Below are 19978 nucleotides of genomic sequence, written 5' to 3' on the forward strand. Positions count from 1 at the left end.
CTTTGCTCAATATTTACTCTATAATTGAAAAATTTGCTCACTTCTCTTTTATTTTATTTTAGCGTTTGCAACGCTCCTTAATCGGATTGCGACGCAACGAAGATGCCATGAAATACTTTAGTTAGTATTCAAAACTTCACTTATAATTTTTACGCATTTATAAACATCTTCAAACGAACAATACAAAGGTGCAGGCGCTACACGAATTACGCCGGGTTCACGGTAATCAACGATGATGCCGTTTTGCATAAGCTGCTCATGAATGGCTTTGCCTTTTTCTTTAAAAAACAAACAGAGTTGTGCACCGCGCTGATGTTCATTTGCAGGCGTAATTATTTCAAATGCATCATACCTTAATTGCTGCAATAAAAATTCAAGAAAGTTGGTAAGCAAAATACTTTTTGCACGAAGATTCTGTATGCCCGCTTCATCAAATAATTCAAGTGATGCTTTCAAAGCAACCATATTAAAAACCTGCGTAGTACTCAGGTTCCAGCCGCTTGCATCAGACTTTGCAATAAATCCTTTTTCCATTTTAAATCTTATTTTTTCATCATTACCCCACCAACCTGCAAGCCTTTCTGTGGAAGGATTTGCGTGGCGCTCATGTACAAACACGCCACCCACCGCACCAGGCCCGGCATTCAAGTATTTATAACTGCACCACACTGCAAAATCAACATTCCAGTTATGCAATTGCGTAGGCACATTGCCCGTAACATGCGCCAGGTCCCAACCTGCAATAGCGCCAATTTTTTGTGCTGCATTTGTTACCAAAGGAATATCATACAACTGACCAGTATAATAATTGATGCCCCCAAAAATGGTTAACGCAAGTGTGTCTTTATTATCGTCAATTGCTTTTACAATATCTTCATTGCGTAAGATCTTTTCTCCGGCACGTGGCGAAATTTCAACGATCGCATCAGTAGGATCAAAACCATAATGTTTAACCTGCGTTTCCACTGCATATTGATCAGACGGAAATGCTCCTGCTTCCATCATTATTTTATACCGTTGTTTTGTTGGCCTATAAAAACTCAACATCATAAAATGAAGGTTCACAGTAAGCGCATTCATCACCGTTATTTCATCCTCTTTTGCGCCAACAATTTTTGCCAGCGAGCCACGCAAATATTCGTGATAATACAACCATGGATTTGTTCCTTTAAAATATCCTTCTACTGCTAACTCACGCCAGGTCTGCAACTCAACGTGTATAGCATCTTCAACTTTCTTTGGCTGCAACCCCAAAGAATTACCACAGAAATAAATTGCGTCACTTCCATTATGCCGGGGGAAATAAAATTGTTCGCGAAAATGTTTCAATGTGTCGTTAGCATCTAATTGTTGCGCGAATGATAATGTGTTTTCAAAAGTCATCGTTAATTGTTATAGTTTTTTGAGCCGAACAATTGCATTTATTCCGGTATTAGTTATTTTTATTTTAGTCTCAATGAACGCTGCAATTTTATGTTACCAGCTGCAGCGTTTCAATTAAGCTTTTCTTGCGTCGCACTCTTGTACAATTATATCTTTACTCTGCATCATAACCATTAGATGCTTCCCGTTCTTCCGCCATCCACAGGAAGGCTTGCTCCATTTACATAGGAAGCTGCGGGTGATGCAAGAAATGCAATAACATTTGCTATCTCTGTGGCTTCACCAAATCGTTTCATAGGAATTTCCTGCTGCATATTTTCTCTTACCGTTTCTGCCGTAATTTTTTTTATTGCAGCCGTATTTAATATCAGGCTTTCAAGGCGATTTGTTTTTGTCATGCCCGGTAAAATATTATTCACAGTAATATTAAATTGTCCTAACTCATTCGCCATAGTTTTTGCCCATGATGCAACTGCGCCACGTATTGTATTCGATACGCCAAGATTACTCAACGGGATTTTTACTGAGGTTGAAATGATATTAATAATGCGACCGTACCCTTCTCTTTTCATACAGGGAATGACAGTCTTTGCTATAATTTGATTGCAAACAACATGCTGGTTAAATGCAATACGGAAAGCTTCCTCGTCAGCATCAACGATTGGCCCTGCTTTTGGTCCACCGGTGTTGTTGATAACAATATGAATTATATGCAGTTTTGTAAATGCTTCAATTGCTTCTTTTACTTCATGTGGTTTACTAAAATCCGCAACAAGATAAGTGTGTTGCTGACCAACTGAAGTATCTAATTGTGCTATAGCTTCCTGTAACGCTTTTTCATTTCTTGCCATCAGTACGCAATTTGCGCCAAGTGCAGAAAGCTCTATAGCTGTTGCCAGGCCAATGCCTTGTGTGCTCCCGCAAACCAATGCTGTTTTACCTTGTAACGATAGGTCCATATTCAAAATAATTTAAAGTTCACCATATAAGTTCGGGTAGTCAGTAATAATGCCATCAACACCAAGTGTTTTCAGTTTTTTCATTTCTTCTTTGTCATTCACTGTCCATGGAATAATTTGTATGCCTGCATCATGACATTGTTTTACCAGCAATGGTGTCACCAATGTATAATCAGGACTATAAATAGTTGGGATAAAGCCAAGGCTTTTTAATTGCAGGGCAAATGATTTTTTATCTTCTACCAGCAAAGAAGTTTTCATTTCCGGGTAATGCTGATGTAAATATTGCAATGTTCTGATATCAAATGACTGTATCGTTGTATAATCAGTAATGCCTTTTTCTTTAATAACAGACATCAGCAATTCAACAAATTCAGCAGGTTTTGGGTGATAAATATCATCACCTTCAGGCGTACATTTTGTTTCAATATTATAGCGTATCGGCGGGCGTTTCATTGTCATCATTTCCTGCACGATACTATCTACGACATCTGAAAGCAAAGGCTTATAAGCCGCCATCTTTTGCTGCTGCGGAAAACGGGGATGTGGTTTTAAACCAACATCATATTTCTTTACTTCATCATAGGTCATTTGATAAATGTTCAAAGATTTTTCTTCTGCTTCCGTAACTGTGTCTCCACCTGGTTTTGTCGTTATTTCATGGCTGAAATAATTATCATGCGACACAACAACTTTTTTATCCTTGGTTATTACAACATCCATCTCCAGTGTTGTAATCGCCATGCTTACTGAATTTATAAAAGCAGGAATTGTATTTTCGGGAAATAATCCACGGCAGCCCCGATGACCCTCTAAGTCAAAAGAAGCTGCACCTTGTAATGGCGTATATGACGGATTTATTTTTGGCGAGCAACTCATAAGTGCAATAGCAATGGCGAATATTCTTTTCATGAAGGATATACTTTTGATTTTCTTTTACGCATTATCTCTGCAATTTCTTTTGCTTCAGAATCTTTACTGCCAAGCTGTTCTATAATATTCTCATAACTCTTTTCATCACGGTTCTGACTCAGTTTGAAAACATGTTGCAGGTCTGTTACTTCAATTTCAAATGCCACAATTGCTTTCATCATACTGCTTACATAAGCTTCCTCCATTTTATGAACCAGCGAAGGCGAAGCCGGATTTTGCTCAAATGTTTCGGTGAGTTTGGTAATAATATTAAGTAACCCATCATCATCTAAAAATTTTAGAATACCTCTTGCATGCACTGTTTGATAATTCCATGTGCTGGCAGATTGTTTATTCCCGTACCAGCTTGCACTTATATAAGTATGCGCACCAGAGAAAACTGCTAATACATTTGGGTTTGCCTCAAATGCTTTTGTATGATCCTGCTTGCGCATTACATGTGCCAGCAAATAAATTTTATCGCCTCTTTGTTCTATTAAAACAGGGACATGCGTTACAACAGGTGTATTATTTTCTGATACGCCACAAAGCATAATAAATGGATGCGCATGCATAAATGCGATCACTTCATCGCTGTCTGAAGTTTTAAAATGTGGAACGTTATACATAAACCGAAGTTAAGAATAAGGAGCCCTAAATCCCTAAAGGGACTTCTTAATCTGATATGATTTTAATATGATGCAATAGAAAACCAACGTACAAGAGTGCGACGCAACAGGCGTTGCCATAAATACCAGCAGCCGGGTACATAAATCTTTTACCGCTTATTGCATTTTTGCTGTTATTTACTGGTGAAAACATACATTCGCAAATACAATACAAAATAATTGCACATTATGAAACATATGCTTCGCTACACCCTGCTCTTTACTGCAATAGTTTTAGTAGCAACTTCCTGTAAAAAATCGCTTCCGGAACAAACAAAATATATTCCTAAGGATGCTGTGTTTGTTTTTGATCTAAACTGGAAAAGCCTGTCAGACAAGGCTTCCAAAGGAAACATCAACTGGGATTCTTTGTACAAATCAGTTGCTGATGAAGAAGCCGATTCTGCCATAAGAGAAGGAAGGAAAGTGATGCAGGAATTTATGCGTTCAGGCATAGATACTACCAAAGATATTTTCTTCTTTGCTAAAATGGGTGGCTCTATAATGGGTGGCCAGCAGGTTTCAGGTGGTGTTGTGGGTGCCATGAAAGATGCGGTTGCATTTGAAGCATATATAAAAGGCCAGCCCCGTGCAGGTGAAATAAGAAAAGGAAATAATTACAGTTATATAAAACTGGAAAATGAATTGTTTGTAGGCTGGAATAAAGATGTGGTGATCTTAACCGGTGTTCAAAATCAAAGTGTTCGTTATAACGACAGTACCGGTCCGGGTGTATCTGCTGATAACAGTGGTGGCGCTGCGGCACTGGCTGCACTCTTTGCACAAAAAGAAGAAGAATCTGTTGCTTCTATAACCGAGTTCCAGGAGTTGATGAAAGAAAAAGGCGATATGCTTTTCTGGAGCAATTCAAGCAGCGCATTCAGCTCTGTACCATTTCTAGGCATGACAAAGATCGCAGACCTGTTTAAAGATTCTTATGGCGCAGGTGTTATCAATTTTGAAGATGGAAAAGTAACTGCCAGTTTTAAATCATACAGTGGCAAAGACCTTGCCGCTATCTGGGATAAATACAAAGGCCCGCAGGCCGATATGGGAATGGTTAACCAGTTTCCTTCACCGGTGGAAGGTTATGCAGCTTTCTCCTTCAACCCTCAGATCATTGCAGAGATCGTTAAATATGGTGGCTTTGAAAGCACGGTGAAACAATTCATGGAAAAAGCTGGTTTTACAATGGATGATGTATTGAAAATATTCAAAGGGGATTTCGCCATAGTATTTGGTGATATTGCTTACGAAGAAACTTCTTACACATTTGATGACCAGGTATACAAAACAAAAAGACCTGTTGCAAAACTTGTTTTCAATGCAGCCATTGGTGATAAAGCCGCTTATGATAAAGTTGCCGCAAAGCTTGCAGAAATGGGCGAGATGGAAATGAAGAATGGTCAGTATGTACCCAAACAACTTGGAGAAATGGCATGGAGCATGGATGGCAAGAATCTTATTATTGCAACAGACAGCACATTGCTGCAGCAATATCTTGCAGGCAAAGGCAATGCTGCAGTGCCTTCGAACATTGCAGACCAGTCAAAAGGAAAAGCTTTTGCGTTTTATGTTGACATCAATAAAATATTGGGTGCATTTGCAAAAGATTCTGCGGGTGCTGAAACAATAAAAGCGGCACAATCAACTTTCAATAGTGCAATAGCCACAAGTGAGAATTATAATGGCAAGTACGTAGCCAGCAACATGGAATTGAAAATGGCAAATGATAAAGAGAACAGCCTTGTGTCGCTGGTTAAATTTTTTGCAGCAGTTTCAAAAGAAGCGGTGAGCATGGAAAACAGGATGAACCATGGCGGCATGAGTGATATGGAAATGGAAGATATGCCACATGCTGATTCTGACGCAATTCCGCCGCCACCACCGCCAAAACAATAATAAAATATCCAGGCTGCGTAAGCAGCCTTTTTTTGTTAGAGTATAATATTTGGGGAGCCCCGCTGTAGTAATGCTATTAAGCTTTACTTGCGTCGCACTCTTATACAGTTGTACATGAATCGGCAATGCATTCAGGTTTCACTTTTCACAATTAGAATAACATGCAGCTTGAATTAAAACAAATTGTTCCTATACCATTAAAGGATAAATTTTCCAAACGCGGTTCCGATATATGGAACAACAATCTGCATTTTTCAAAAGGCGAATGGATAAAAATAAAAGCGCCCAGTGGTACAGGCAAAACAACTTTTATTCACATTATTTATAAACTGCGTCATGATTATGAAGGCACTGTTTTATGGAGCAATAATGAACTTACAAAAATAGCAGGCGATGATCTTGCACAATTAAGGCAAAAAAATATCAGTGTTATTTTCCAGGACCTGCGCTTATTTCCCAATGTTACAGCAAGAGAAAACATAGAATTAAAACGGGTGTTGCAAACGCCGTTTTATGAAAAAAACATGATTGATGCGATGGCGGAAAGATTAGGTGTATCGCATATTTTAGACCAGCGTGCAGGTTTATGCAGTTATGGTGAGCAACAACGTATTGCTATCATCCGTGCACTAATACAGCCATTCGACTGGCTTATTATGGATGAACCATTCAGTCATCTTGACCAGGAAAACATTGGTAAAGCTGCGGCATTAATTGCAGAAGAATGCACAAAACGCAAGGCAGGTTTTATGCTTACAGATCTTGATGAGGATAGCCATTTTAAGTACACAAAAGTTTTGAATTTATAATGAAATTATTTATTGATCATCCCCTATTCACGATTGGCCAATGTTGAACCTTCTTCTAAAAAAACTGATCAAAGCCAGCAGTGGACGCACAAAATTTGTGCTGGCAATTTTTGGTATGTCGGTAGCACTATTGTTAATACTTTCTGCAGTCCAATTACAAACCAATTATAATGACCTGCTGCACAGCAAAACCAACCAGGATAGCATTGCCAATTTTTTGGTGATCAATAAAAAGGTCAGCGATAAAACAGTTGGCGCCACCAGCTTATCCAATGCTGAAATTGAAGATTTAAAAAAACAACCTTTTGTAGATGCCGTAGGAATACTTACACCCAGCCGTTTTAAAGTTGGTGCGCAAAGTGTAAGTGATAAAATTCCTTTTTATTCAGATATATTTTTCGAAAGCGTTCCGGATGAATTTATTGATGTACAAAGTACCGACTGGAAATGGGATGGCACTTCCAATTTTATCCCGATGATCGTACCGAATATGTTTTTGGATATGTACAATTTCGGTTTTGCTACATCACAGGACCTGCCACAACTTACACAGGACCTTGTAAAAAATTTGCCTATTGAGATAAGAATAAAATCTCCGCTGGGCCGCCAGATCTTTTATGGTAAAGTTGTTGGCTTTAGCGATCGTATTTCTTCTGTACTGGTTCCACAACCTTTTATGGACTGGGCAAACAAACAATTTGGCGAGAATGAAAACACAGCGCCATCAAGGGTTGTTATCAGAACAAAAGATCCTGGCAACCCCGCACTCGTAAGTTATTTAAATGAGCACGCTCTTGCAACGGATGCAGACAAAACACGTTTCAGCAAATACAGGCAGGTGGTAGATATAGTGGTAAATATTTCATGGATTACCGGCGCAACTATGTTATTGTTTGCGTTACTCATTTTTACATTATTCATCCAGTTAACAATTGCTTCCTGCAAAGAAGAAATAACATTACTTATTACACTTGGGGCAGCGCCAAAGCAATTGCAACAATTTCTGATGAAACAATTTTTCCCCGCCAATATTATTATCGTTACTATAGTATTGATCGTGCTTGCGATATTGCAATTCTCCCTAAAAAGTTTTTTACAAACACAGCATATCTATCTTAACCCTGTAATTTCTTATACAACTATTATCGCCGGATTTTTAATATTAATAGTTTTATGGCTGGTAAACAGGATGAGCATTAAGAAGTACATTAACCTTACGCAGTAAATTGTAATACCAACTCCTGTATTTCATAGCATCACCTGTTGCGTCGCAAATCGACGAAGGAGATTCGCGAACACCAAAATAAAATAACTGATGCGTGAGCAATCACTTCATGGTTCTGTTTTATAGCAACAGAAAGATGCGTAAAATTGTTACTGGCTGTGCAAAGTTTTTTGTAATGCAACTCCTTTAGACAACTGATTAATAACACCAATTGAATTTGCTCAATTCAGCTATTCAGTTGAAGAGTGCGACGCAAGTAAAGTTCAATATTTTTTCAAAAGCCGGGTACAAAAAATTATGCGATCTCTCTTAAGAAAGGATTGAATTTTTTTTCATTGCCAATGGTTGTGTGTGGCCCATGACCGGGATAAACAATCGTTTCATCTGGTAAAACAAATAATTGCTCTTTTATACTTTGCAATAATTGCTGGTGATTGCTTCCGGGAAAATCTGTACGGCCAATACTTTGCAAAAACAATACATCGCCATCAATAACAAAATTTTGTTTTTCGCAATAAAAGCAAATACTGCCGGGTGAGTGGCCGGGAGTGTACAGTACTTTTAATTTATCGTTGCCAAGTTCAATAGTATCTCCATGATTTAAGTAATGAAAAGGACCCGCATAATTGGCAATGCCAAAGCCCCATTGAATGGCAGAAGTAGCTGCAAATTGCAACTCTTTTTCAGCTATTGGGTGCAGAAAAACCTGAAGCTCAAAAGTCTTAGCGGCCCATTTTAACCCGAACACATGATCAAAATGGCAATGAGTATTAATGAGCTTAACAGGTTTCAATTCATTCTCTCGTATAAAGGTTTGTAAAGTCTCTTCTTCTGCTGTAAAATAGCATCCGGGGTCGATAATAATCGCATCCTTTTTTTCGTTCCACAGCACATAAGTGTTCTCCTGTACCGGGTTAAACGTAAACATTTTGAGTTGCATCATAACACTATTTTTACAATCCGTTATCCTTAAATACCTAATTTTAGTACTTTAATGAATGGATATGCAAGTTAACCGCCTTAGCTTAGTTTTCGCTGCTTTAATTGTTGTTGCCTTATTGCCTTTTTTCTCTCTTGCACAGGTTAATACTGTGGATTATGGAAAGAACCGGATCCAATATAAAAAGTTTGACTGGAAGTTTTACCAAAGCCCCAATTTCAATACCTACTTTAACCAGGGTGGCCTTGAGCTTGCCAAGTTTGTGGCACAGGTGGCGGAAGAAGAATTACCATCAATACAATCTGCCGTTGAATATTCTTTGCAACGCAGTGCCAATATTGTAGTGTATAATAATTACGATGATTATAAAACCAGCAATATTGGTTTAGGTATAGACTGGCAAAATTCGGGAGGTATAACTAAACTGGTAAACAATAAACTGGTCATCTATTTTGATGGCAACAAAAATACCCTGCGCCTGAAAATCCGTGAAGGCATTGCCAAAATACTTACAGACAATATTCTTTTTGGAGACGATATTGGTGAGTTTGCCAGTAACCAGGCTTTGCTTGATCTTCCCCAATGGTTAACGGATGGGTATGTGCAATATATAGCAGAACCATGGAGCACTTCCAGCGATGATGCATTACGTAATGCGATATTAAGCGGTGAGTATAATAACTTTTACCAGTTTGCTTTTGACAAACCCACATTGGCCGGTCATAGCTTCTGGTATTATATAGCTGAAAAGTATAAACCCGAAAATGTTACCTATTTTCTTTACCTGGCAAGGTTGTATAAAAATCTTAATTCGGCATCTGAGCGTATTTGCAAAAAGAAATTCAAGGACGTGCTTGCAGATTTTATGGTATACGAACAGGATCGTTATGTGCAGGATATTAAGCAGCGTCGCAATGCGCCGCGTGGTAAATTAAGTGTAATAGAAGAACTGAAAAAAGGAGAAGATTTTTATCGCTTTGCAGCCAACCCAAATGCAAAGAATAATTCTTATGCGGTAGTACAGTTCAGGAAAGGTGTGTACAGCGTTAAGTATGTAGACAATTTATACGAGACAAAAACAATACTTAAATACGGCACCAAAACAATTATTGGCGATATAAATCCAAACTATCCCATTCTTGCATGGGATGGAAAAGGAAGCCGACTGTTGGTAATTTATTCAAAAGATGGGAAAATATACATGTTTGTGTACGATGTCATTGCTAACATAAAACGCTTTCAGCAGGAGATAGAAGGCTTCGAACAAATAGTTGATGCAGGTTTTATGTTTGATGCAAACACGCTGCTTTTTAGTGCAGTTAAAAAGGGGCAAACAGATATTTTCACATACAGGATAGACAACAGTAAGAGCAAGCAAATAACCAATGATGTGTTTGATGATCTTGACCCCACTGCTGTTGCTTTTCCAAACCGCAACGGTATTGTATTTGCTTCTAACAGGCCGGGTGTAAATGTTGTCAGTTCAGATACGGTGCTACCAAGCCGTAATCATTTTAATATTTTTCTTGTTGACCTGCTTAATAATAGTGACTATAAACAAATATCACAGCTCACAAATGTAAAATATGGCAATGCACGTTATCCCACACAATATAACACTAACCACTTTACGTATGTAAGCGATGAGAATGGTGTGGGTAATCGTTGGGCCGGTTTCTTCTCTACACAAAGAGATGGATTGGATACGCTTTATTATGTAGGGGAAGATATAATCAGAAATCCTACTGATAAAGAGCTTGATTCTACATTAAATGCCTGGCAAAAACAGGAGCCTGATAGCGTAAGCTATCTTTCTGTTTATAAAGATTCTACTTATACTTTTCCAATTACGAATTACCAAAGCAGTTTATTGGAAAGCAGGATAGCAGGCAATAACGGCCAGGTTAGTGAGGTAAGACGTGAAGGTGATCTGAAGTTCCTGTACAAATTGCAGGTTGATTCCGTTGCACTGCGTAAACGCAATGTAAATGCAAGACCAACAGATTATATAAAATCTCTTTTGCGGCAGGAGCGTATAGAAGCAGGTAAAGCAGTTGAAATACCAAAAGATACTGCTGCAGAAAGTTCACCGGATAACGGTTTTCAAAATGAGTTTGAAGATGATAGAAAAAAAGATTCATCGGGTGCAGCCAATTCAAATATTAGTTCAGTACCGGCAGGAGAGAGTGTTTTAGCAAGATCATCACTTCATAATTACCGGCTTAAATTTAATGCTGATTATATTTTGGCAGGAATCACCAATAATATCCTCGTAAACAGGTACCAGCCATATCAGCAAAGAGATCCAGGTGATGACAGCCCGATACAATTGAACAATTCCACCAACCTTAATTTCTCATTCAGAGTGGGCGTTAGCGATCTTATGGAAGATATTAAGTTCATTGGCGGTATTCGTTTTGGTACCACTTTATCGGATAAAGATATCCTGCTTTCTTTTCAGAATTACCGTAAGCGTGTTGACTGGGGCTTAACTTATTACCGCAGCAACGTAACCAATTATCAGGGCTTTTTCCCGCAAAAGCCAATTGATACACTTGGTATTTATTATTCAGATCTTGATAATGTAGTTATTACCAGTTTATACCAGGTAAATGTAGCGTACCCGTTCAGTGAAATAAACAGTCTTCGCCTTACTACCGGCATCCGCAGAGATAAAGGCATACTTAGGCCAATACATTATGCATTAGGGCCGCTTGCTTCTGCACTTGGTATACCCGATTCATCTTCTTACACGGCAGTATCAAGGCTTGAGTTTGTGCATGACAATACAATAAATCCGGCTACCAATATTTGGGTGGGCACAAGATGGAAAGTATATTTTGATTATAATGTTCCCGTGGGTAAAAATTCATCTAAGGGGGGTAATACTTTTAATCTTGGTTTTGATGCAAGACATTATATAAAGATCCAGCGCAATTTTATATGGGCATTGCGTGGGGCAGGCGATTTTTCTTTTGGAGATTCCAAATTGCTTTATTATCTCGGTGGTGTTGACGGATGGTTTACACCCAAATTCACTACCAATAATTTACCCAGGAATAACAACTACGCTTTCCAGTCTCTTACGGTTAACATGAGAGGCTTTAACCAGAATATTGCCAATGGCAATAATGCCTTCGTGTTAAATAGTGAATTAAGATTGCCGGTATTCAGCACATTTTTCAACAAGCCTGTTAATGCCGCATTCCTGCGTAATTTTCAACTGGTGCAATTTATAGATTTAGGAACTGCATGGGAAGGAAGCCTGAAGAATATTGAAAGGCCCACACTTGTATATAGTGGCGACGCCGGTAACCCTGTTTCTGTAAGACAGATAGCGGGTGGTATTGGCCCACTTGCTGGTGGTTATGGTTTTGGTGCACGCAGCACTTTGCTTGGCTATTTTCTTAAGATAGATGCGGCCTGGCAAATGCAGGGCATTTTCCGTGGTAGCCCAAGGTGGTATTTTGCCATGGGCTTTGATTTTTAATATTATTTAGTTTTATACATAAAGCCGGTAATTATTGGTTGCCGGCTTTGGTTTTTTATAGCATCGCCGGTTGTGTCACTCACTTGTACGTTCCAACAGGCATCAGCTTTCTGGTATGAGTTTTCATTAAGCAAACATTTTTACCTGAAACCTGGGTGCTGATTGCTGATACCTAACATTAAGCACAAGAGTGCGACGCAACAGTTGATGACCAAAGCGCGGCTGCCCGATACCCAAAAAAATGTTTTGAATAAGATAGGTTGTAATGCTGATCAAAACTTATTATGGCATATCAAGTATTACTAATGAATTTTATAGCGTGTTTAATTAGCAATACAATGAAAATTAATTTACTTTTCGTTTTTGATTTATGTGTGGCATTATAAAAATGAAACCCGGAATAATGAGATTTGTCCATATGCGTAATGCCTGGCTATACCTTTTTTTTATTGGCCTTCTTTTTGGCTGCAATACAGATAAAGCGAAAGACTCTGTTTTTACTATACTGGAAAGCAAAACAACCGGCTTGGATTTTAGCAATACCCTTAAACCCACCAATGGCTTCAATGTTTTTCATTACATGTATTATTACAATGGCGCAGGAGTAGCAGCCGGTGATTTTAACAACGATGGCTTGACCGATCTTTTTTTTGCAGCCAACCAAAGTGATGATAAAATGTATCTTAATGAAGGAAAGCTTCATTTTAAAGATGTAACAAAAGAAGCAAAAATTCCTAATGATGGTGGCTGGAGCACCGGCGTTTCTGTTGTAGATATTAACAACGATGGCTTATTGGATATTTATATTTGCCGCGTAGGAAAATATGAAATACTCAACAGCCATAACCAGTTTCTTATTTGTAAAGGCATAGACAAAAACGGCGTGCCATATTATGAGGATGAAGCAAAAAATTATGGCCTTGATTTTTCAGGATTCAGTACCCAGGCGGCTTTTTTTGATTATGATATGGATGGTGATCTTGATATTTATTTACTCAATCACTCAATACACCAGAACGGCACATTTGGAAAAAGAGCGGATCTGTTGAATAAGAAAAATGCATTTTCAGGGGACCGTTTTTATCGCAACGATAGCTATAATGATTCTTCTGCAAATGGTCTGTTGCATATGAAGTTTACCGATGTTACCAATGAAGTAGGCATACACAGTTCTGTCCTTGGTTATGGCCTCGGCGTTGCTGTAGCAGATATAAACACTGATGGTTTTCCTGATATTTATACCGGCAATGACTTCCATGAAAATGATTATCTCTACATCAACCAGCACAATGGCACTTTTAAAGATGATGGCAGTAATGAGCTAAAACATACCAGCCAGTACACAATGGGTACAGATGTTGCCGATCTTACCAATGACGGGCTTCCTGAGATTATTTCAATGGATATGTTGCCCGATGATCCGTACATATTGAAACGTTCAGAAGGTGAAGACCAATATGATGTATTTAATACCAAAATCGAGAACGGATACAGTTATCAATACTCACGCAATAATCTTCAATACAACAGGGGTAATGGAAAGTTTAGTGAAACAGGTCTCTATTCGGGTATAGCTGCAACAGACTGGAGTTGGGGTACTTTATTATTCGATTTTGATAACGATGGTTCCAAAGATATTTTTATTTCGAACGGTATTCCGAAACGTTTGAATGATGTTGATTATATCAACTATGTTTCCAACGAAGAGATACAGGCCAAGATACATTCCAATACAATGGGTGAAAAAGATATGTCGCTGATTGATAAATTTCCCCAGATAAAAATACCCAACAGGCTTTTCCGCAATACAGGCCAGATGAAGTTTACAGATATGGCCACCAGTATCGAAAATAATAAATCCACTTATTCAAATGGCGCTATCTATGCAGACCTCGATAACGATGGCGATCTTGATATGGTAGTAAATAATATTGATGAACCGGTATTGCTGTATGAAAATACCACTAACGATAAAAAGGATAAACCTGCGATTGAAGTAAAACTAAAAGGCCCGCCGAAAAATATCAATGCACTTGGCGCTAAGCTTCTTGTATTTGCAGGAGACAGTATGAGAACCTATGAAAAATATCCGGTACATGGTTTCCTTTCTTCTATGGAAATACCTTTACACATAGGTACGTATAAATCATCTGTTGATTCTGTACTGCTCATTTGGCCCGATAACAGTTATCAACAACTATCTACTTTCAAAGATTCTTCCTATACAATAAGTGTAACTTATAAAAAAGGATTGCCACAATTTAATTACAATTTATTTCAGCGCGACAAGCGTGCTTATACAAAATCCTTGCACGATATAACACAAGCTGTTAATCTGCTGCACAAACATGAAGAAAACAGTTTTAATGAATTTGACCGCGAACCGCTTATTCCACATATGCTTTCCACAGAAGGCCCGGCAATTACCATTGCAGATATTAATGGCGATGGATTGGATGATGTTTTTATTGGCGCATCAAAAAGAAAACAGCCTGTTGTATTCCTGCAAAATAAGGAAGGCCGTTTTCAGCAAATAAAGCAACCTGCTTTAAATGAAGACAGTACTTATGAAGATGCAGATGCCTGCTGGGTTGATGTAAACAATGACAACACCAAAGACCTCGTGATAGCAAGTGGAGGCAATGAATATTATAACAAGGAAATCCATTTGCAACCACGTGTTTACCTTAACGATGGCAAAGGAGCCCTAACCCGTTTACCAAATGCTTTCGACAGCATATTTGTTACTGCTTCATGTGTAACGCCCTGCGATTTTAACCACGATGGATTCACAGATCTTTTCATTGGTGCAAGAACAGTAGCATATCGTTATGGGGAAATACCAAGATCATATCTCTTGCTAAATAATGGCAAAGGAATTTTCAAAGATGTAACTACTACTTACGCCAAAGACCTGGAGCATGTTGGGTTTGTAACACAAGGGCTCTGGTACGATATTGATAAAGATGGCGATAGTGATCTCATAGTCTCTTTGGAATGGGATGGCATTTACGCTTTTATAAACAACAATGGAAAGTTTACCAAAAAACAACTTACCGATAAAAAAGGCTGGTGGAATTTTGTATTGCCCTGCGACATAGATAATGATGGAGATATAGATCTTGTAGCAGGTAATCTTGGTCTTAACAGCCGTTTAAAAGCAACAGAGGAAGAGCCGGTACAGTTGTACTATAACGATTTTGATAACAACGGTATCAAAGAGCCTGTGCTCACTTATTATTTGCAGGGCAGGCAGGTTCCCTTTGCCAGCAAAGATGAATTGCAACGCCAGATACCGCTTATAAAAAGAACCTATCTCTATGCAGGAGATTTTGCCAAAGCCACACTCGAAGACATTTTTACGAAAGAAAAGCTTGACTATGCCCAGGTGCTTTCAGCAGATTATTTTGCCAACACTATTTTTATAAACCAGGGAAATCTTACCTATACAGCACAGCCCATGCCATGGCAGGCACAGCTTACCACTTACCGCGATGCAATTATTACAGATGCCAACGGAGACAACCTGCCCGATATATTGCTTGCAGGTAATTACTACGAAAGCAATGTGCAAATGGGCCGCTACGATGCAGACTACGGCACTGTTTTAATAAACAAAGGCAAAGCGCAATTCGTAGCCCAAACATTGAATGGCCTTACAATAAACGGCCAGGTGCGCCACATCAGGAAAATAAATATTGCTAATAAAGAAGCCTACATCCTCACCCGGAATAACGACAGCACTATGGTAATTAGTTATTGATTTTTTGGAGCCCAACATTTGTATTTCAATTAAGCTTTCGTTGCGTCGCACTCTTGTACTTTTGGAAATTTATTGAGCTTTATCAAACCGAAGCAGTGGTGTTTAGGAACACGAACCATGGCGAAGAAGATCCAGGTACAAACGTTGCAGGCAACTCCTTGGTTTTTGTAATATTTATTTGTTTGGCTTGAATGTGTCAACACAAAGAAGTTCTGCCGTTTCAATATTTTCACCGCAGCTTCTCATACCCAGGAAAATTTCTTTATGCCCAAATCTAATAACATCACCTTCGGAGAACCCGTTTAAAAGATCGTGTGTAATTACCGGTTCAACAATTTTGTTATCGCTTCTTACAATAAACAAAGCATCTGGGCACGATAATCCCAATGTGCTACCCTTTTTTATTGTACCAATTTCCGAACAATAGTTTGGCAAATCATGCTTTTTGCAGGAGATCAACCCGGTAATGATAAATATGATTACAAGTCTCATAAAAGTTTATTTGATGACATCGCATTCAACCAGGCCGTTGGATATTGATGTTATGCTTAAGCATTAAAAAATCACGCTTTAGATACCAGGTTCCCGGTTTCACGACTTAAACTAAACTCTACAGCGTTCTTAAAGAAGCGTTGTGGGTTTTTGAGTAATATTTAAACTAGTGATCCACGATACCGCAACGTTCCCGGCAAACGACATATCTAGTGAGTGAATGAGGAGACCAACCTAATATAAAATCTGTATTCCCTGCCAAATAGATTATCTTACTGTGATTCAAAATTTAAATTATGAGTCACATTCAACAACCACGCAGAAAATTTCTGCAGATAGGAACTACAGGCGTTGTAACTGCGCTTTTTGGAGGCCTGCCAAAAATCAGTTTTGCTCAACCAGCTGCTGATAATGATAAAGGACTTATAGTGCGTGAAGAGGAGGGAATACATATTTTATCCAGACGCAAAGTTCCAATCACCATAAAAATTTCCAAAACCAAAAATGGCATAAATGGTATTTCATTTTGCACAGAAGATATGTCTCCAGGCCGCAAGATGCGTATTCACAAACATCTGAATAATGATGAACTTATTTTTATTCACAAAGGAGAAGGCACACTTACTTTAGATGAAGAATCTATAGAAGTAAAAACCGGTGATGTTGTATTTGTTCCCAGGGGTATATGGCATGGACTGGACAATACCGGCACAGAAAACTTGCTAATGGTTTTTCAGTATTCGCCAGCCGGGTTTGAAGATTATTTCATAGAGAACGGCACACAGGTTGGAATGCTAACTAAAGTAAAAACCGATGAAGAATATGCAATAACGGAGAAAAAGTATGGGATGGTTTATAGAGAACAGCAACCATAAAGTCCTGCCGTGGTACGTGTCTCATGTACCACCAATTCGCTAAAATAAAAGTTCAAGAAACATCCGAACGCACAAGTGAGTGACACAACCGCCGATGCCATAAAATACAAAAGCTGGTAAGCAAAAAAAATCTTCCGTCTCCACAGCGTTACCTGAAAGGAACGCTGTGGGTTTTGAGTAATACTTAAAATAGTGATCCGCGATACCACAGCGTCCTCTGCAAACACACATACCTGCGGAGTGACACTGCGGGGGCTACTAAAATTTTATCATCCATTTTCCTATCGGTTGGTGTCCGCACCAACCGAAAATGATTGCAGATGTTTCGGTATGTGAAGACACATACCGATAGAAGAAGCTATTATTCGCTTTGTACGTCATATTTCCGAACCCCGAAGTGAGTGACACAACCGCCGATGCCATAAAATACAAAAGCCTGTATCCAAAATATATTAAGCAGTCAGCTCTTCATACGCTGCTGTTAACGGCCTGTCTATACCATCGCCTTTCCATTCTTCGGCACCGGGTATAGCTGTTGCTTTTATGATCTCATCTTTTGTTTTGCCTGCTTTTATTTCGCCTTCTACAAACGTCAAAGTTTTTTCCAGGTAATTGCGGAAAGCTTTCAGGTCTTCGGAGGTGCCGGTAACATCGTAACCGTCAGCGGCATGGCCAAATATGTAGGTGGTGCGTTTATTGAATTTATCAAGTGTTTTGTCTAAAACGGTTATCCAGTTTTTCATGCTGGCACCGGCACTTCTGTCAACAAATGGATGGCGGCGGTTAAACAGCAGATCGCCCATGTGTACAATATTTGCTTTTTGCAATTGCACAAGACTATCACCATTGGTATGACCGGCACCAAAATAATGCAGACAGAAATTTTCTTTACCAATATCCTCGCACCAGGTGCTGCCATAGGTTTGATCGGGGTATAATTGCTTGTCTTCTGTTTTATTTTTTTGTGCGGATACCTGCTGGTTGGTCTTGCTGTTTTCATGCGCTAAAACATGCGGCACAATTCCTTTGAAAGATATGTTTCCGCTGCTGTGGTCTCCGTGGTGGTGCGTATTAATAACAAGCCTGAATGGTTGGTCGCTTTGTTTCTTTAATTCATCTATCAGGTGCTGGGATTGTTCGGGAAATTCTGTATCAATTACTACAATACCATCTTTGGTAAAACTAAACAATATGGTGCCACCTTTCTCGGTAAAGATGCCCGTTTCTTTGTTAAGCATTTTTATTTTAAATGCAGGCGTTTGAAAAAATGAGGCCAGTAAATTCTTTTGTGCAAGTAATAATCCTGCTGCGGTAAATGCGGAGTTGCGGATAAATATTTTTCGGTCCATACTTGATAAATTAAATGGTGCTGGTTGGAATAGTTGTAATTATTAAAGTTATGAAATGCAGTGATAACAAAAAGTTTCGAAGTGCACTTTGGTGGCTAATAGCTTTTTAAACGAGATGCTCTACCTCTTTCATAAGGTCATATTGCAGGTCTTCATGCATGGTGGCAATAGCTGCGTTTATTTTCTTTAATTGTTGTGTGTACATATTATAAAGCGCTGTGCTTTTACCTAAGGTTATACCTGATTGTTTTATAAGCTTGCAAAAATGTATCAGCAGTTCTGCTTCAGCCTGTTTACTACCGGTGTATTTTATATGTTTAGAAACGGTACGTAATATTCTGCGCAGGTTTTTTTTGACGTAATAAAGATTGGTTTTATGCACTTCGGTAAACTCCTCATCCATCAAAGCTTTTACACTGTTGATATAGCTTTGTACATCATGCGCTTCAAATAAAAGAAAGGTTAGTAATTCTTTGTTTTCTTTTTTAAATTTTGCTAATCTTAAACATAATTCTGCCAGGTCTTTTTGCGGTATATTGAGCAGTTCCTGTTTTAGTTCATTTACCGAAGCGGTTTTCATAGAACTAAAATAAAACATTTACAGAATGACGAATATCATAAATAAAAAAGCCCGGCATATGCACGGGCTTTTGTTTGCTGTGTCCCCCAAGTATAATAATATTTATTTTATTATGCTGCTGCTTCTCTCCTTCTAAGCATCTCTACATTTCCTGTTGCTTCTATGGCTTTACCAATGGCACTGCTTAAAATACTGCTGCGCAAAGAATCGGCATGCAGCCATTCAATATGGTCTTCATTTATTACGGGTATTATTTTTATTTCGTTGTCAAAATTTTTTTGACCGGATGCATTGTTTACAACTTCCAGTTCACTAACTGCGTAACAGGTATGCATATAATCGCAGACAATAAAGGCTTTCAGGTTTACGACAATTTTTTCTGACAGCGAATAATTAAAATTAATATGAAATGAATTTGTGTTTAACATAACTGGTTTTCATGACTTAACATATTTTTTTAAGTATGTATGTAGTACAAAACAGGTGAGCCGGTTATGGTTCAGATGCTTTTCATGGTCACTTCTCTATACCCAAAGAAAGTGCCAGAAAATCTTCTGTATCTATAGCGTCTGCTTATAGTGTTCAAAAATTTTCTTTATTGCAGAACAGAGATTAAGCCGTATAAGTGAGT

15 protein-coding genes are annotated in these 19978 nt (G+C 38.6%); 6 read left to right on the forward strand and 9 right to left on the reverse strand.

Annotated elements, in window-relative coordinates; translation table 11 throughout:
• Positions 1 to 117: 117 nt before the first annotated feature.
• The 4 genes from kynU to FRZ67_RS10860 form a co-directional block, all read right to left on the reverse strand.
• Positions 118 to 1383, reverse strand: a complete 1266-nt coding sequence (gene kynU / locus FRZ67_RS10845) for a kynureninase (protein WP_147189576.1) — start codon at positions 1381 to 1383, stop codon at positions 118 to 120.
• A 173-nt stretch (positions 1384 to 1556) separates the two neighbouring features.
• Positions 1557 to 2342 (reverse strand): SDR family oxidoreductase, encoded by a 786-nt coding sequence (locus FRZ67_RS10850; RefSeq protein ID WP_147189577.1) that lies wholly within the window; start codon positions 2340 to 2342, stop codon positions 1557 to 1559.
• Between the two features lie 12 nt (positions 2343 to 2354).
• On the reverse strand, positions 2355 to 3254 hold the full coding sequence (locus FRZ67_RS10855; protein ID WP_225975576.1) for a glycerophosphodiester phosphodiesterase: 900 nt from the start codon (positions 3252 to 3254) through the stop codon (positions 2355 to 2357).
• Entirely contained in the window at positions 3251 to 3883 is a 633-nt protein-coding gene (locus FRZ67_RS10860; protein ID WP_147189578.1) for an FMN-binding negative transcriptional regulator, read from the reverse strand. The genes FRZ67_RS10855 and FRZ67_RS10860 overlap by 4 nt, the downstream gene beginning before the upstream one ends.
• 228 nt (positions 3884 to 4111) lie before the next feature.
• Between FRZ67_RS10860 and FRZ67_RS10865 the strand changes: the two genes are divergently transcribed.
• The 3 genes from FRZ67_RS10865 (at position 4112) to FRZ67_RS10875 (ending at position 7858) form a co-directional block, all read left to right on the forward strand.
• A complete protein-coding gene (locus FRZ67_RS10865; RefSeq protein WP_147189579.1) occupies positions 4112 to 5824 on the forward strand; it encodes a DUF4836 family protein in 1713 nt (570 codons plus the stop codon).
• A 161-nt stretch (positions 5825 to 5985) separates the two neighbouring features.
• Positions 5986 to 6633 carry an ATP-binding cassette domain-containing protein gene (locus tag FRZ67_RS10870; protein ID WP_147189580.1) on the forward strand — a complete coding sequence of 216 codons (648 nt, stop codon included), beginning with the start codon at positions 5986 to 5988 and terminating at the stop codon, positions 6631 to 6633.
• Between the two features lie 40 nt (positions 6634 to 6673).
• Positions 6674 to 7858: a transporter gene (locus FRZ67_RS10875; protein ID WP_147189581.1), complete on the forward strand. Its 1185-nt coding sequence runs from the start codon at positions 6674 to 6676 to the stop codon at positions 7856 to 7858.
• Between the two features lie 295 nt (positions 7859 to 8153).
• Here FRZ67_RS10875 and FRZ67_RS10880 read toward each other — a convergent pair whose 3' ends face one another.
• A complete protein-coding gene (locus tag FRZ67_RS10880) occupies positions 8154 to 8801 on the reverse strand; it encodes an MBL fold metallo-hydrolase (RefSeq protein ID WP_147189582.1) in 648 nt (215 codons plus the stop codon).
• A gap of 61 nt (positions 8802 to 8862) precedes the next feature.
• Between FRZ67_RS10880 and FRZ67_RS10885 the strand changes: the two genes are divergently transcribed.
• Positions 8863 to 12288 (forward strand): hypothetical protein, encoded by a 3426-nt coding sequence (locus FRZ67_RS10885; RefSeq protein ID WP_225975577.1) that lies wholly within the window; start codon positions 8863 to 8865, stop codon positions 12286 to 12288.
• Positions 12289 to 12691: 403 nt separating this feature from the next.
• Entirely contained in the window at positions 12692 to 16051 is a 3360-nt protein-coding gene (locus tag FRZ67_RS10890) for a VCBS repeat-containing protein (RefSeq protein ID WP_147189583.1), read from the forward strand.
• Between the two features lie 174 nt (positions 16052 to 16225).
• Here the strand turns inward: FRZ67_RS10890 and FRZ67_RS10895 are convergent, their stop codons facing one another.
• Positions 16226 to 16543, reverse strand: a complete 318-nt coding sequence (locus tag FRZ67_RS10895; RefSeq protein ID WP_147189584.1) for a hypothetical protein — start codon at positions 16541 to 16543, stop codon at positions 16226 to 16228.
• 296 nt (positions 16544 to 16839) lie between these two features.
• On the opposite strand from FRZ67_RS10895, the gene FRZ67_RS10900 reads away from it, so the two are divergent.
• Positions 16840 to 17418 carry a cupin domain-containing protein gene (locus tag FRZ67_RS10900; RefSeq protein WP_147189585.1) on the forward strand — a complete coding sequence of 193 codons (579 nt, stop codon included), beginning with the start codon at positions 16840 to 16842 and terminating at the stop codon, positions 17416 to 17418.
• Positions 17419 to 17870: 452 nt separating this feature from the next.
• On the opposite strand, the gene FRZ67_RS10905 is transcribed toward FRZ67_RS10900, so the two are convergent.
• The 3 genes from FRZ67_RS10905 to FRZ67_RS10915 form a co-directional block, all read right to left on the reverse strand.
• Positions 17871 to 18767, reverse strand: a complete 897-nt coding sequence (locus FRZ67_RS10905) for an MBL fold metallo-hydrolase (RefSeq protein WP_147189586.1) — start codon at positions 18765 to 18767, stop codon at positions 17871 to 17873.
• Between the two features lie 106 nt (positions 18768 to 18873).
• Positions 18874 to 19347, reverse strand: coding sequence for a hypothetical protein (locus tag FRZ67_RS10910; RefSeq protein WP_147189587.1), 474 nt, complete (start codon positions 19345 to 19347; stop codon positions 18874 to 18876).
• A gap of 110 nt (positions 19348 to 19457) precedes the next feature.
• Positions 19458 to 19775 carry a hypothetical protein gene (locus FRZ67_RS10915; protein WP_147189588.1) on the reverse strand — a complete coding sequence of 106 codons (318 nt, stop codon included), beginning with the start codon at positions 19773 to 19775 and terminating at the stop codon, positions 19458 to 19460.
• Between the last annotated feature and the right edge of the window lie 203 nt (positions 19776 to 19978).

The organism is Panacibacter ginsenosidivorans (genome assembly GCF_007971225.1).
GTDB classification, from domain to species: Bacteria; Bacteroidota; Bacteroidia; order Chitinophagales; family Chitinophagaceae; genus Panacibacter; species Panacibacter ginsenosidivorans.